Consider the following 13,596-nt stretch of genomic DNA (forward strand, 5'->3'; position numbering starts at 1 on the left):
AGACCCCGCTTCTTGCAAGCGGTTGTTGCAGAAATCCGAGCTGAGACCTGGCAAAACTCCTGGCCGCGTTTGCAGTTTTACTCAGGCGTATTGACGCCGTCCCGGCGCGTAGCCACTGTGAGTGCAACCGGTTGGTGCCCCGGTGCCCCCGTACCCCCCGAACGGAGCTGGACGTGCGCAAGCAAGAACAACTCGGCAGGCGGCTGGCGATCGTGCTGTCCGCCGGACTCCTCACCACCGGCGGGCTGGTCGCCGCGCTCAACGCGCCGGCCTCGGCCGCGCCGAGCAGCGGCGACTACACGCTGGTCAACGCAGGAAGCGGCCTGTGCGCCGCCGTGCCCGGCGCGGCCACGGCCGACGGCACGCAACTCGTGCAGAACCCCTGCGGAGCCGGCGCGGGGCAGGTCTTCACCCTCACCGCCTCCGGCGGCGACTACGAGATCAGAGCCGCGCACAGCGGCAGGTGCCTGGGCGTCCGGGACGCCTCCACCAGCGCGGGCAAGCCAGTCCAGCAGGAGACCTGCACCGGCGCGGCCTCACAGACGTGGCGGCTGACCGCCTCCGGGTCCGCCTACCGGATCGTCAACGCCAACGGCGGCAAGTGCGTCAACGTCAAGGACGACTCCACCGCCGCAGGCGCGCTCCTGCAGCAGAACTCCTGCGACTCCAAGCCCACCAAGCAGTGGACGCTGCGGCCCACGGGCGGCACCCCGACGACCAGCCCCACCCCCACCGTCACCCCCACGCCGACGATCACGCCGACCGTCACCCCGCCGCCGACCGGCGACACGCTGTACGTGGCCCCGAACGGCAGGGACGGCGCCGCCGGCACCCAGGCCGACCCGACGACGCTCACCTCCGCGATCACCAGGGTCGCCGCCGGGGGCACCATCTACCTGCGCGGCGGCACGTACGCCTTCTCGCAGACCGTCACCATCGCGCCCGGCAACGACGGCGCCTCGGGCGCCCGCAAGAAGCTGGCCGCCTACCCGGGCGAGACGCCGGTCCTGAACTTCTCCGGCCAGAGCGAGGACCCGGCCAACCGGGGGCTGGCCGTCAACGGGTCCTACTGGCACATCCACGGCATCGTCGTCGAGCGGGCCGGCGACAACGGCATCTTCGTCGGCGGCAGCCACAACGTCATCGAGCGGACGGTGACCCGCTACAACCGCGACACCGGGCTGCAGCTCTCCCGGACCCTCTCCTCCACGCCGCGCGAGCAGTGGCCGTCGGACAACCTCATCCTGAGCGCGCTGTCGCACGACAACGCCGACTCCGACGGCGAGGACGCCGACGGGTTCGCCGCCAAGCTCACCGTCGGCTCCGGCAACGTCTTCCGTTACGCGGTGGCCCGCAACAACATCGACGACGGCTGGGACCTCTACACCAAGTCGGAGACCGGCCCGATCGGCGCGGTGACGATCGAGGACTCGCTGTCCTACGGCAACGGCACGCTGAGCAACGGCGGCCAGGCCGGCAACGGCGACCGCAACGGCTACAAGCTCGGCGGCGAGGACATCCCGGTCAACCACGTCATCCGGCGCAGCATCGCCTACGACAACGGCAAGCACGGTTTCACCTACAACCGCAACCCCGGCACGATGACGATGACGGGCAACGTCAGCGTCGACAACGCCGAGCGCAACTTCTCCTTCGACGCGGGCTCCACGGTGTTCCGCGACAACACCTCCTGCCGCTCCGGCGACGGCGCCAACGACAAGACGGTGGGGTCGGCCGACGGCTCCAACCAGTTCTGGACCGGCTCGAACGGCTCCCGGTGCTCCTCCTACGACGGCGCGCTGAGCTGGTCGTTCGCCTCGGACGGGCGGCTCGTCGTGACGTTCGGCGGCACCCCGTAGGCTCCCCGCCCGGCCCTCACCCCGCGTGCCGGGGTGAGGGCTTCTGCTGTCACGAGCGCGTGCGACGGCGAGCGGGCGAGCTCCCGCCACGGCCCGGCCACGCACCCGGCCGCCTCCAGCCAGCCGCTGATCGTGCCGGTCGCGTGCAGCGCGCCGCCCTGCGTGTGCCACAGGTTGAGCGCGAATCCCGCGCCGAAGGCCAGGTCGGCGGCGGTGCCGCGCGGCTCGGGCACGCTCTCCAGGACGACCAGCAGGCCGCCCGGCCGCAGCGTGGCCGCCGCCCTGGCGACCAGCGCGGCGGCGTCGGGCGCGGCGAACCCGTGCAGCACGTTGAAGAGCACGGTCACGTCCTGCCCGCCCGGCAGCCCGGCGGTGAGCAGGTCGCCCTCCTGCCAGGTCAGCGGCCCGTCGGAGCGCCCGGTGACGGCGGCGTCGACGATCGTGGCGGACATCCCCGGGTACGCGCCGCAGAACGCGCGCGCGTACTCCCCGTGGCCTCCTCCCAGGTCGAGCAGGCTCCTGCTGCCCTCGGGCAGCGGCGTGAGCGAGACGACCTCCTCCGCCAGCCAGCCGGCCAGCCCGCGTTGCAGGTCGTGGAAGGCGGCCGACAGGTCGGGGCGGGCGGCGAGCCAGGGGTAGAAGCCGCCCGCCGGGACGCCGGAGCGGACGGAGTCGGCCAGCCCGCCCCACTGCTCCTCGACGATCGCCTGCCACAGGTCCAGGATGCGCCCGTAGTCGGTGCCGGAGCCGGAGCAGAGCCAGGCGGTGGTCGCGGGCGTGTTGGCGTGCCGGCCGTCGTGGCGTTCCACGTACCCGGTGGCGTGCAGCAGGCCGAGCAGCGGCTCCAGCCCGGTGGGGGCGACGCCGGCCGAGGCGGCGAGCTCGCCGGTGGTCAGCGGACCGGCGGCGAGCGCGTCGAAGAGGCCCAGCGAGCGCGCGGCCCCGACGGCGTGGCAGGCCATGAGGCCGATCAGGTCCAGCATCGGCGCCGGGGCGTCGCCGCCGCGGAAGGCGGCGACCTCTGCGGGCGTCAGTTCTACGGGCATGGCGTTCCTCTCAGGCGACGGGGACGGGGACCGGGCGGCGGTCCAGGCGGCGCAGCGCGGGCAGCGCGGCCAGGACGGCGGCCATGACGAGCAGGAGCAGCCCGTCGAGCAGCAGGACGAGGGCGATCCCGCGCCCCTCCCCCACGCCGACGAGCAGGCCCGCGCTGCCGGCCAGCGCCCCGCCGGGCAGCAGCGCCGGGTTCAGCAGGTGCTCGGCCACGGGCGCGGCCAGCAGGTAGCCGACCGGGACGGCGGCCGAGCCGAGCGTGTGCACGGTGCCCATGGCGCGGCCGAGCACGGCCGGCTCGATCCGGCTCTGCAGGACCGCGTGCGCGCAGCCGTTCACCACGGGCAGCGTGAACAGGAACCCGGCGGCGGCGGCCCCCACGAGCAGCGGCGACGGGGCCGGCGCGTGCAGCACGAGGAAGACGCCGCCGAGCGCCATGAACGCGGTCATCCCGCCGATCTTCCGGCGCGGCCCGCCCCAGGCGCCCATGACGAGCCCGCCGGCGAGCATGCCCGCGCCGCCGGCGAACATCAGCACGCCCAGCACGCCGGGCCCGGCGAACGACAGGATGAGCGGCTGCACCAGCACCCCGGCGACCGCGAAGGCGAAGTTGAAGCCGGTCAGCGCCGCCACCAGCGACGGCAGCCCGGCGCGGGCCCGCAGGTGGCGCAGCCCCGCGCCGAGGTCCCGGAGCACGGCGGGCCGGGCGGCGGCGGCGTTGGGCCGCAGCACCTCGGCGGGCAGCCGGATCAGCACCAGGGCCGACATGGCCACGCCGAACGTGACCAGGTCCAGCACCACCACCCCGCCCATCCCGGCGACGGCCAGCAGCGTGGCCCCGAGCACGGGCGCGGCGATCTGGATGCCGCTGGACAGGTGCATGAGCCCGTTGGCGCGGCCCAGGTGCCGCTCGGGGATCAGCAGCGGCGTCATGGCCTGGTAGGCGGTCAGGTGGAAGACGCCGCACGCGCCGCTGATCGCCGCGGCCAGCGCCACGTGCCACACGGCCAGCGCCTGCGCCCAGATCAGCGCGCCGACGGCGGCCGTCGACAGGGCCGCCAGGCAGTCGGTGACGATCATCACCAGCCGCCGGTCGAACCGGTCGACGACCACCCCCGCGAACGGGCCGGCGAGGATGCCCGGCAGCATGCCGCTGAGCACGACCAGCGCGAACTCCGTCGGCGACCCGGTGCTCCGGTACACCCAGACGCCGAGCACGAACGTGGTGAGGCTGGACCCGACGGACGACAGCAGCGACGCCGTCCAGAGCAGCGCGAACCTGAGCACGTTCATCCGCGCACCGCTCCGGCCAGGCGCCCGGCGTAGCGGCGGACGAGCGTCTCGTCGGCGGGCGGGCAGACGATCCCGGCCCGGCCGAGAGCGCGCTCGGTGCGGCGGCAGTCGAACAGGGGCCGCCGGAACTGCGGGTCGGCTGCGTCCAGCACCGGCGCGAACGGCGCCATCGGGCTGTCCGCGCCCAGCCCGGCGGCCCGCGCCCGCCAGGTGTCCCACGGCACGCAGCGGGCGCCGAGCGCGTCGGCGATGCGCCGGTAGGAGATCGTCGCGCCGTTGAAGTAGTGGAAGTCCCCGGCCGTCGCCGGGTCGGCGATCAGGTGGGCGATGCCCGCCGCGACGTGGTCCACGGGCGACAGGTCCTCCTCGACGGGCAGGTCCGGCACCAGGCCGAGACGGACGCAGGTGGCCAGCAGGCGGCTGAAGTAGTCGGCCGCGTTGCCCCGGCCGGTCACGCTGTGCCCGCCGACCCGGGCCGGCCGGTGCACCACCGCCGTCAGGCCCGCGTCCCTGGCCCGGCGCACCAGCCGGTCGGCCACCCACTTGCTCTGGTCGTAGCCGGTCTCCAGCCCGGCCGGGTCGTCCGGCGCGCTCGCCTCGGTCACCACCCGGTCCCGGTGGGCCAGGCCCAGGAAGACGCCGAGGGTGGAGACGAAGTGCAGCCGGGCGCCGCCGAGCCCGGCCAGGCGCAGCGCCTCGACCGTGCCGCCGACGTTGACCGGGCGCATGCGGGGGAAGCTCTCGTAGAAGTTCACCTGGCCGCCGTTGTGGCAGATCACCCCGACCTGCCCGGCCAGCTCGGCGAACCGGTCCCGGTCCAGGCCGAGCCGGGGCGCGCCCAGGTCGCCCGGCAGGCCGCGCACCCGGCCGGGCGGGGCGTCCAGGCCGTGGGCGCGCAGGTTGTCCAGCACCCGCCGCCGGGCCCGGTCCTCGTCGGACGCCCTGACCAGGCAGACGATCTCGGTGTCGGTACGGGCCAGCAGCTCGGCCAGGAGGTGCGCGCCGAGGAACCCGGTCGCCCCGGTCATCAGGATCGCCCCGCCACGCCGCACCGGGGAGGCGGGCTCGACCGTGAAGCCGGGCGGCAGGGTGGCCTGCGCCTCCAGATCGGGACGCTCCTGGCCGGCACCTGCCTGGCCGGCGGCGTCCTGGTCGACGGTGGCGGCGAGCTCGGCCAGGTCGGCCGTCTCCAGCACCGCACGCAGCGGCACGTCGGCGCCGAGCGTCCGCCTGATCTCCGCGACCACCCGGCCGGCCAGCAGCGAGTGGCCGCCCGCCTCGAAGAAGTTGTCCGACCTGCGCACGTCGGCCACGCCGAGGACCCGCCGCCACACCTCTGCCAGCGCCGACTCGGTGGCGGTCGCGGGCGGCTCCCCCGCAGGTTCCGGCGGCGGCAGCGCCGCCCGGTCCACCTTCCCGTGCGTCGTCCGGGGGATGGTCCCGACCAGGACGAACGCGGCCGGCACCAGGTAGCCGGGCAGCCGTTCGCGCAGGTAGGCCCGCAGCGCGCCCGGCGTCAGATCCGGCGCGCCGGTCGCCGCGTAGGCGACGAGCCGGTCGCCGTCGACGAGCACGGCGCTGTCGGTGACGGCCGGATGGGCGGTGACGGCGTGCTCGACCTCGGCGGGCTCGATCCGGTGGCCGCGGATCTTCACCTGGCGGTCGCGCCGGCCCAGGAACTCGATCGCGCCGCCCGGCCGCACCCGGGCCAGGTCGCCCGTCCGGTACAGGCGCGCCCCGGCGGGGCCGTCCGGGTCGGGCACGAAGGCCGCCGCGGTCAGCGCGGGCGCGCCCGTGTAGCCGTCGGCCAGGCCGGCCCCGCCCAGGTGCAGCTCGCCGGCGCCGCCGACCGGCACCGGCCGCCCGGCCGCGTCGAGCACGCGGGCGCGCACGTGCGGCAGCGGCGTGCCGATCGGCACCCGGGCCGCGTCGCCGAGCTCGTCGGCGCCGCCGATCCGGTGCACGGTGGCGCACACCGTGGCCTCGGTGGGCCCGTAGTGGTTGAACAGCGCGCACCGGCCGCCGGTCAGCCGCTGCCAGGCGCGTACGTCCTCGGCGGGGACCTCCTCGCCGCCGACCATCATGATCTCGACGGGCCAGCCGCCGGGGACGCCGGTCCCGGCCAGGTCGGCGACCCAGCGCCGCCACAGCGCGACGGGCGCGTCCACGGCGGTGACGCCGTGCGCGGCGCAGAACCGGACGAGCTCCGCGCCGTCGAGCCGGGCGGGCTCAGGGTGGATCACCAGGGTGCCGCCGGACGTGAGCACCGGGAACAGGTCGCCGACGGAGGCGTCGAACGTGAGCGGCGGCAGCATGAGCACCCGCTGCCCCGGCCCGAACCCGTGCGCGTCCACGAACGAGCGGGTGAACGCGGCGACGGCCCGGTGCGGCACCACCACGCCCTTGGGCGCCCCGGTCGACCCCGACGTGAAGATCACGTACGCGGGGTCCCCGGGCCGCGGGCTCCTGCCTCCGCCGCCCCCGGGCGGGTCCGCGGCGTGCGGCACGAGCTTGGCGCCGGGGAAGGCGTCCAGCTCGGCCAGCCGGGCGGGCGGGGCGATCAGCGCCGCCGCGCCCGCCTGCCGGAGCAGGAGGTCCGCGCGGGCGGGCGGGTGGCCGGGATCGAGCGGCAGGTACGCGGCCCCGGCGAGCAGGACGCCGATGACGGCGGCGATGCCGTCCGGCCCCGCCGGGAGCGACACGCCGACCACCTCGCGCCCGCCGCCGGGCGCGAGGTGCGGCTCCAGCCGGGCGGCCACCTCCAGCGCGCGGGACGCCAGCTCGCCGTACGTCAGCCGCTCCCCCTCGGCCACGACGGCGACCCGGTCCGGGTCCCGCCCGGCCTGCCGCAGCACGAGCCCGGCCACGCTCTCCCACTCGCCCGGAGCCTGCGCGGACGGCTTGGCGGGCACCGGGCCGGAGTCGAACGGGATGCGGCTCACCGGCAGGTCCGGGTCGCCGGCGAGGGCCTCGACGGCCGTGGTCAGGTGCCCCGCCAGCGCGGCGGCCGTCGCGGCGTCGAACAGGTCGGCCGCGTAGTCCAGGTACAGCTCGACCTCGTCGCCCACGGTGACGAACAGGGTGAGGTCGAAGCGGGCCTCCGGGGCGGGCAGCTCCCAGTGCCCCACCGTCAGCTCGCCCGCCGTCACCGGGCCGCCGTCCAGATGCTCCATGACGAGCATCACCTGGAAGAGCGGGTTGTGGCTGAGGTCGCGGCGGCCTCCGGTGAGCTCCACGACCTCGTCGAACGGCGTGCCGCCGTGCGCGAGCGCCTCGGCGACGGTACGCCTGCCGCGCCGCAGCAGGTCCGCCACCGTCGGGTCGCCGCCGAGGTCCAGCCGGAGCGCCACGGTGTTGGCGAACATGCCGACCGTCTGCCCGAACCGCCGGTCGGTGCGGCCGTCCAAGGGGCAGCCGACCACCACGTCGTCCTGCCCGGCGCACCGGCCCAGCGTGACGCCGAGCGCGGCCAGCACCATCGCGAACACCGTCGTCCTGGTGCGGCGCGCGCTCTCCAGCAGGGCGGTGCGCAGATGGGCGGGCAGGACCCAGCGGTGCTGCGCGCCGCGCCCGCTCGGCACGGCGGGCCGGGGCCGGTCGGTGGGCAGGGCGAGCAGGGTGGGCGCCCCGGCCAGCCTGGCACGCCAGTAGTCGCGGTCCGCCTCGGCCCGCGCGCCGCCGGTCCGGCCGAGCCGGTCGACGTACTCGGAGAACGGGACGGCGGGCGGGCCGGGCTCGAACGTCCCGGCGAGCAGGCCGTACAGCTCGGAGAGGAGGATGCGCAGCGCGCGGCCGTCGCAGATCGCGTGGTGCAGGACGAGCACGAGCACGTGGTCCTCCGGGGCGAGCCGGACGAGCAGGGCGCGCATGAGCGGGGGGCGGCCCAGGTCGAACGGCCGGGCCACGAACGCGCCGCAGGCCGTGCGCGCCTCGTCCTCGCAGGTCACCTCCACGAGCTCCGGCTCGACCCGGGCCCCGGCGCGCACGATCCGGACGGGACGCCCGTCGCCGCCGTCGGCCAGGCCGGTGCGGACGGCCTCGTGCCGGGCGACCAGCCGGTTCAGCGCCTCGCCGAGCCGGGCGGGGTCGAGCGGGCCGCGTAACCGGTGCCCGCCCCAGACGTGGTAACCGGACGAGTGGCCGGAGGAGTCCGCCTGGTGCAGGAACCACAGCCGTTCCTGCGCGGGCGTCGCCGGGAGGCCCGTCATGCCCGGCCCGCCAGGTCGCGCAGGTGGCCGGGCACCTGCTCGCCGAACAGGTCGCGGTAGGCGGCCAGATGCGTCTCGTCGGAGATCAGGAAGGGCAGGTCGGTGGGCACCATGTGCCGGATCACCAGCATCGGGACCGGGCTGCGCAGCGGGCGGAAGTCCTGGTTCCACAGTCCCGCCTTGTCCGGCGGCCCGTCGTGGAACTCGCCGATCATCAGGCCGTGGCCCACGTAGGCGTCCTTGAGCTCGCGCTGCGCGGCGTCGATCACCTCGCGCGCGTCGCGCATGCCCGGCAGCAGCACGAGGACGGTCGTCGACTGCGCGGCGGGCCCGCCCCGGGGCGCGAGGTCGAGGAACCAGTCGCGGTAGGGCGCGAGCAGGGCGCTCAGCGACGCGACGGTGTGGCCGCCGCCCGGCTGGACGGCCAGCAGGAAGGCGTTCCGGTCCAGCGACGCCTGCGCGTACGGGCACACCGGGCCGCGCCGGCCCAGCTCCGGGTGCGGCCGGGTCAGGTAGGCGCGCGCCCACGCGACGACGGCGCGCAGGTCGGCGCCGTGCTCGGCGGCCAGCGGGTGCGGCGCGGGGCCCGGCTCCCCGTCGGTCGGGTCGAGCACGTCGGCGGGGTCGAGCACGTCGGCGGGGTCGAACAGGACGAGCGTGTCGTCCTGGGGATGCCTGATCATCGGGTGGTCCTCCCGGTACGCCGCGCGGCGAGCAGGCCGGCGGCGGCGAGACCCGCCCCGGCCGCGGCCAGCGCGGCGGCCAGCCGGTCCTGGCGGCGGGCGCGTCGCAGCGCCTCGCCGTAGGGCACGGTGGTGTGCGAGACGAGTGTGTACAGCGGCACCCAGGTGCCGGGGAAGGTCTTGTGCAGCAGCAGGTCCAGGCGCTTCCTGGCCAGGGCGAGCGGTGAGCGCATGCCGTCGCGCAGCTCCAGGAAGTTGCGTTCCGACAGCTCGGCCAGCACGTCGGTGTGCGGCTTGCGGGCGCGCTCGTAGGCGGCGAAGGCGGCCTCCCGGTCGCCCGGATGGCGGGCCAGCATGCGGTCGAGGACGAGGCAGTCCTCGAACGAGGCGTTCATGCCCTGGCCGTAGAAGGGGTAGACGGCGTGGGCGGCGTCGCCGACGAGCACCGTCGTGTCGCGGTGCCGCCACGGCGCGGTGCGCACGGTCGTGAGGTGGCTCATCGGCGCGGCCGACGCCTGCTCGTCGAGGTCGGGGACGAGCGTCGCCAGGTGCGGGAAGGCCGCGGACACCGGGTCCGGCGGCTCCTCACGCGGCAGGAAGAGCGTGCAGGTCAGGCTGTTGTCGAGATTGGGGTGGGCGACGCCGAGGCCGCGCTCGCCCGGCCAGATGTGCAGCGCCTCCAGCGGCACGGCCGGCTCGCCGCCGGGCGTGGCGCGGATCGTGACCTCCTTGTAGCCCCACTCCAGGTACTCGCGGCTGAACCCGGCCGGCAGGCCGCGCTGCATGGCGGTCCTGACGAGCGAGGACGCGCCGTCCGCGCCGACGACGAAGCCGGCCCGCAGCGTCGTGCCGTCCTCCAGGGTGACGGCGGCGGCGTCCCGGTCGACGGACACGCACCGGGTCTCGAAGCGCAGCCGCACGCCCGGCTGCTTCTCGGCGTGCTCGACCAGCAGCCGGACCAGTGTGTCGCGCCGGATCGAGTGCAGGATCTGCGACGGGTCGCCCCCGTAGGGGTAGAACGCCGGCCGGCCGCCCGCGTGCACCATGCGGCCGCGCATGGGCACCGACAGCCGCCGGGCCTCCTGCCACAGGCCGACCTCGCGCAGCGCCGCGATGGCCCGCGCCGACATGCCGAGGTTGATCGACCGCCCGCCGTCGTGGGCGGCCGAGCGCGGGTCGGGGCGGCGTTCGACCAGGTCGACCCGGTGCCCGCCGCGGGCGAGCAGGATCGCCAGCAGCGGCCCCGCCAGTCCCGTCCCGACGATGATCGCGTGGGGTGCCATGACCGTCACCCCTCGCCGCGCGCGCTCAGCGGACGCATGTCGGTCCACACGGTCTCGATGTGCGCCAGGCACTCCTCCTTGGTGCCGGCGAACCCGGTCGCCCGCCAGCCGGGAGGCGGTTCCCGGTCCGCCGTCCAGACGGAGTACTGCTCCTCGTGGTTGACGACCACGACCATGTCGCTCACAGCTTCTCCTCGAGCGCGCGCCGATCGATCTTTCCGTTGGGGGTCAGAGGCAGCGAATCCAGGCGGATCACCCGGCTCGGCACCATGTACGCGGGCAGCGTCGCGGCCAGCCGGGTGCGCAGCGCGGGGCAGTCGCCGACCACGAACGCCACCAGGGCGTCGCCGGACACGGCCGCGACGGCCTGCCGCACGCCGGGCAGCTCGTCCATCGCGGCCTCCACCTCGCCGAGCTCGACCCGGTAGCCGCGTACCTTCACCTGGGTGTCGGACCGGTGCAGGAACTCCAGGCCGCTCTCCGTCCGCCGCACGACGTCGCCGGTCAGGTAGAGCCGGCCGCCGGGTTCGCCGTACGGGTCGGGCACGAAGCGTTCGGCGGTCAGGGCGGGCCTGCCGAGGTAGCCGCTCGCCACGCCGGTCCCGCCGATGGCCAGTTCGCCCTCGGCCACCCGGTCCAGCCGGTCGTCCACGACGTGGACCGAGGCTCCGGGCAGCGGGGTGCCGAGCGAGACCGTGTCCGGCTCCCACGGCACCTCCCACGAGGTGGCCCAGACGGACGCCTCCGTCGGCCCGTACATGTTGATCAGCCGGCCGACGCGTGGGCGCAGGTCCTTGGCCAGGGCCGGGGGCAGCGCCTCGCCGCCCGCGAGCGCGGTCAGCCTGGGGGCGCGGAACCCGGCGTACAGCAGGACGCGCCAGCCCGACGGGGTGGCCTGCATGTGGGTGACGCCCTCGCGTTCGATCAGGGCGGCGAGCCGTTTGCCGAGGATCGCGGCCTTCGGGTCGAGGAGGATCAGCCGACCGCCGGTGACGAGCGGCAGGTACAGCTCGGGGACCGACATGTCGAACGTGAGCGCGGCGGCCGACAGCCAGACGTGCTCGGGCGCCGAGCCGACCAGGTCGCGCATGCCGGCGAGCAGCGCGGCCAGCCCGCCGTGCGGCACCACCACGCCCTTGGGGCGGCCGGTCGACCCGGAGGTGTAGATCACGTACGCGGGAGATGCCGGGCCGGGCCGCGCCTCGGGGACGGCGGCCGTGGCGGGGACGTCCTCGTCCAGCCGGACGGCGGGCAGCGTGGTCGTGGCGGGTTCGCCGGTGGTCACGAGGAGCCGCGCGCCGGAGTCGGCGAGGACGAGCTCGGTGCGGGCCGCCGGGTGCTCCGGGTCGAGCGGCAGGTAGGCGGCGCCGGTCCGCAGGACGGCGAGCATGGCCGTCACGCAGGCCGCCGACTTCGGGGCGCGGATGCCGACGAGGACGCCGGGACCGGCCCCGGCGGCGGCCAGCCGGGCGGCGAGGCGGTTCACGGCCGCGTCCAGCGCGGCGTAGGTCAGGCGCTCGTCGCCGTCGGCGAGCGCGATGCGGTCCGGGGTGCGCGCCGCTTGGCGCGCGAATAATTGAACAACGTTTGGGAGCGCTCCCAATTCAGGCATGCGTCAACTCCTCAGCTTTCCAGCAGCTCTTCCACGGCCTGTGCGGCGGCCCGCAGCCCCGGCTGGGCGGACTGCTCGTACGGGGCCACCCGGGCGGCGTAACCGTCGTCGGCCAGCGCCGCGCGCAGCAGGGGAACGATCTCGCCCGTGGTCCACCGCCGCTCGGGCAGCCAGGACCCGAGCCCCAGCCTGGCCAGGCGCATGCCGTTGTCGGAACGGTCGAAACCGTGCGCCAGCAGCACCTGCGGCACCCCGGCCGCCACCGCCCTGACGACGGTGCCGATGCCGCCGTGGTGCAGCACCGCCCTGGCACGTGCCATCACCCGGTGGAAGGGCAGGTGCGGGAACCACGCGACGTCCTCGGGCAGCCGGTCGGGCACCAGGTCCCGATGCCGCGCCACCACCAGGGCCGGCACCCCCGCCTCGGCGCACGCCGCCACGGCTGCCGGGTAGAACCGCTCGTGGATCATGCGTCCCGTCCCGCCCGTCACGATCACCGCACCCCGCTCCAGCAGGCGCTCCGCCTCCGGCGGCACGGGGCCGGCGAACGTGTCGTCGCCATAGGGCGCCCCGGTCAGCCGCGCCCGCGCCGGCGCCGCGATCCCGGCCCGGTCGAACCAGTCCGGCCACAGCCCCAGATGCAGCCCGGCCGAGGTGAACCAGGCGCCCCAGTCGCCCACCGGGCCCAGCCCCAGCGTGGCCCGGACGGTGTCGAGCCGGTCGGCCATCGTCTCCCGGTACATGTGCACGGCGGGCCGCTCGGACATGTACTGCACCGGCGTCACCGCCACCCACGCGACCGGCACGCCCAGCGCCTCACCGGCGAACAGCGTGGAGACCGCCGTCGTGTGCCGCCCCACGAACACCGTCTCCCCCGGCACGTGCCTGGCCTTGAGCACCTCGCACTCGTACGCGATCTGGTCGAACAGCCCGATCGCGTCGTAGAAGCGCCGCCACCGGTCCATCCCGGCGCCCAGCAGCATCGGCGTGTCCGCCAGGTAGCGCTCGTAGTCGCGCTCGGTGTCGATGGCCGTGAACTCCAGCCCGGCCCGCCGGGCCACCGCCTCGAACGGCGCATGAGTGAGAAGCTCCACCCGGTGCCCGCGCTCGCGCAGCACCCGCCCCAGGCCCACGAACGGCAGCACGTCGCCGTGCGTGCCGTGGGTGACCAGGACGACGCCGGTCAAGAGTGCTCCCCGATGGCCCGCGCCGCCTCGGCGACCGTCAGCCCCTCGACGAAGAGCACCTCCACCGGCAGCTCGACCCGGAACTCGCTCTCCACCATCGCCAGGAACTGGACCATCGCCAGCGACTGGCCGCCCAGCTCGAAGAAGTCCTGGTCAGGGGAGGTGACCTCGACCCCGAGGATCTCCGACCACAGCCGCATGACCTCCGTTTCGAGCACGCCGGACATCGCCATATCAATTCTCCTCGTTGCGCGGAATGGACGCCCGTCACCAAGCGAGAGAAGGACCTTGCGCCTCCAGTGGCGCTCATCGCCTGCGAAGGGGTTTCGACGACCTGGGCGCCTGACCGATCAGGGCCCCATCCAAGATCATGGGATCGCTCCCAAAACGGAACGCTAGGGTCGCCTCAGCGGGCGAG

Annotated in this window: 10 protein-coding genes; 1 reads left to right on the forward strand and 9 read right to left on the reverse strand. The window is 75.3% G+C overall.

The window, feature by feature from the left end; all coding sequences use genetic code 11:
* Positions 1-173 precede the first annotated feature (173 nt).
* A complete protein-coding gene (locus ACBI99_RS06900; RefSeq protein WP_375071909.1) occupies positions 174-1,859 on the forward strand; it encodes an RICIN domain-containing protein in 1,686 nt (561 codons plus the stop codon).
* Here ACBI99_RS06900 and ACBI99_RS06905 read toward each other — a convergent pair.
* Genes ACBI99_RS06905 through ACBI99_RS06945 form a run of 9 tightly spaced genes read right to left on the reverse strand, consistent with a single transcriptional unit; the run spans position 1,787 to position 13,411 of the window.
* The gene (locus ACBI99_RS06905) at positions 1,787-2,905 is read right to left on the reverse strand and encodes a methyltransferase (protein ID WP_375071910.1); all 1,119 of its coding nucleotides are present in this window, start codon (positions 2,903-2,905) and stop codon (positions 1,787-1,789) included. The two genes, ACBI99_RS06900 and ACBI99_RS06905, sit on opposite strands and share 73 nt — an antisense overlap.
* A 10-nt stretch (positions 2,906-2,915) precedes the next feature.
* Positions 2,916-4,205, reverse strand: a complete 1,290-nt coding sequence (locus ACBI99_RS06910) for an MFS transporter (RefSeq protein ID WP_375071911.1) — start codon at positions 4,203-4,205, stop codon at positions 2,916-2,918.
* Positions 4,202-8,413: an amino acid adenylation domain-containing protein gene (locus ACBI99_RS06915; RefSeq protein ID WP_375071912.1), complete on the reverse strand. Its 4,212-nt coding sequence runs from the start codon at positions 8,411-8,413 to the stop codon at positions 4,202-4,204. The genes ACBI99_RS06910 and ACBI99_RS06915 overlap by 4 nt, the downstream gene beginning before the upstream one ends.
* The gene (locus ACBI99_RS06920; protein ID WP_375071913.1) at positions 8,410-9,096 is read right to left on the reverse strand and encodes a DUF6875 domain-containing protein; all 687 of its coding nucleotides are present in this window, start codon (positions 9,094-9,096) and stop codon (positions 8,410-8,412) included. Before ACBI99_RS06920 ends, ACBI99_RS06915 begins: the two co-directional genes overlap by 4 nt.
* Complete coding sequence (locus tag ACBI99_RS06925; RefSeq protein WP_357593602.1) at positions 9,093-10,379, reverse strand: NAD(P)/FAD-dependent oxidoreductase; 1,287 nt, start codon at positions 10,377-10,379, stop codon at positions 9,093-9,095. Before ACBI99_RS06925 ends, ACBI99_RS06920 begins: the two co-directional genes overlap by 4 nt.
* A gap of 5 nt (positions 10,380-10,384) precedes the next feature.
* Positions 10,385-10,555, reverse strand: a complete 171-nt coding sequence (locus ACBI99_RS06930) for an MbtH family NRPS accessory protein (RefSeq protein ID WP_219514375.1) — start codon at positions 10,553-10,555, stop codon at positions 10,385-10,387.
* Positions 10,556-10,560: 5 nt separating this feature from the next.
* A complete protein-coding gene (locus ACBI99_RS06935; protein WP_219514332.1) occupies positions 10,561-11,991 on the reverse strand; it encodes an amino acid adenylation domain-containing protein in 1,431 nt (476 codons plus the stop codon).
* A gap of 11 nt (positions 11,992-12,002) precedes the next feature.
* Positions 12,003-13,178, reverse strand: a complete 1,176-nt coding sequence (locus ACBI99_RS06940; RefSeq protein ID WP_357593598.1) for a nucleotide disphospho-sugar-binding domain-containing protein — start codon at positions 13,176-13,178, stop codon at positions 12,003-12,005.
* Positions 13,175-13,411: a phosphopantetheine-binding protein gene (locus ACBI99_RS06945; RefSeq protein WP_219514328.1), complete on the reverse strand. Its 237-nt coding sequence runs from the start codon at positions 13,409-13,411 to the stop codon at positions 13,175-13,177. The genes ACBI99_RS06940 and ACBI99_RS06945 overlap by 4 nt, the downstream gene beginning before the upstream one ends.
* Positions 13,412-13,596: the final 185 nt, after the last annotated feature.

Origin of the sequence: Nonomuraea sp. ATR24, assembly GCF_041950485.1 — a bacterium.
GTDB classification, from domain to species: Bacteria; Actinomycetota; Actinomycetes; order Streptosporangiales; family Streptosporangiaceae; genus Nonomuraea; species Nonomuraea ceibae.

What these genes read in the sequence shown, in the direction of transcription:
- ACBI99_RS06935 (WP_219514332.1), bottom strand. Translation starts at nt 11,991, where the DNA reads ATGCCTGAATTGGGAGCGCTCCCAAACGTTGTTCAATTATTCGCGCGC.
- ACBI99_RS06920 (WP_375071913.1), bottom strand. Translation starts at nt 9,096, where the DNA reads ATGATCAGGCATCCCCAGGACGACACGCTCGTCCTGTTCGACCCCGCC.
- ACBI99_RS06925 (WP_357593602.1), bottom strand. Translation starts at nt 10,379, where the DNA reads ATGGCACCCCACGCGATCATCGTCGGGACGGGACTGGCGGGGCCGCTG.
- ACBI99_RS06945 (WP_219514328.1), bottom strand. Translation starts at nt 13,411, where the DNA reads ATGGCGATGTCCGGCGTGCTCGAAACGGAGGTCATGCGGCTGTGGTCG.
- ACBI99_RS06910 (WP_375071911.1), bottom strand. Translation starts at nt 4,205, where the DNA reads ATGAACGTGCTCAGGTTCGCGCTGCTCTGGACGGCGTCGCTGCTGTCG.
- ACBI99_RS06930 (WP_219514375.1), bottom strand. Translation starts at nt 10,555, where the DNA reads ATGGTCGTGGTCGTCAACCACGAGGAGCAGTACTCCGTCTGGACGGCG.
- ACBI99_RS06915 (WP_375071912.1), bottom strand. Translation starts at nt 8,413, where the DNA reads ATGACGGGCCTCCCGGCGACGCCCGCGCAGGAACGGCTGTGGTTCCTG.
- ACBI99_RS06905 (WP_375071910.1), bottom strand. Translation starts at nt 2,905, where the DNA reads ATGCCCGTAGAACTGACGCCCGCAGAGGTCGCCGCCTTCCGCGGCGGC.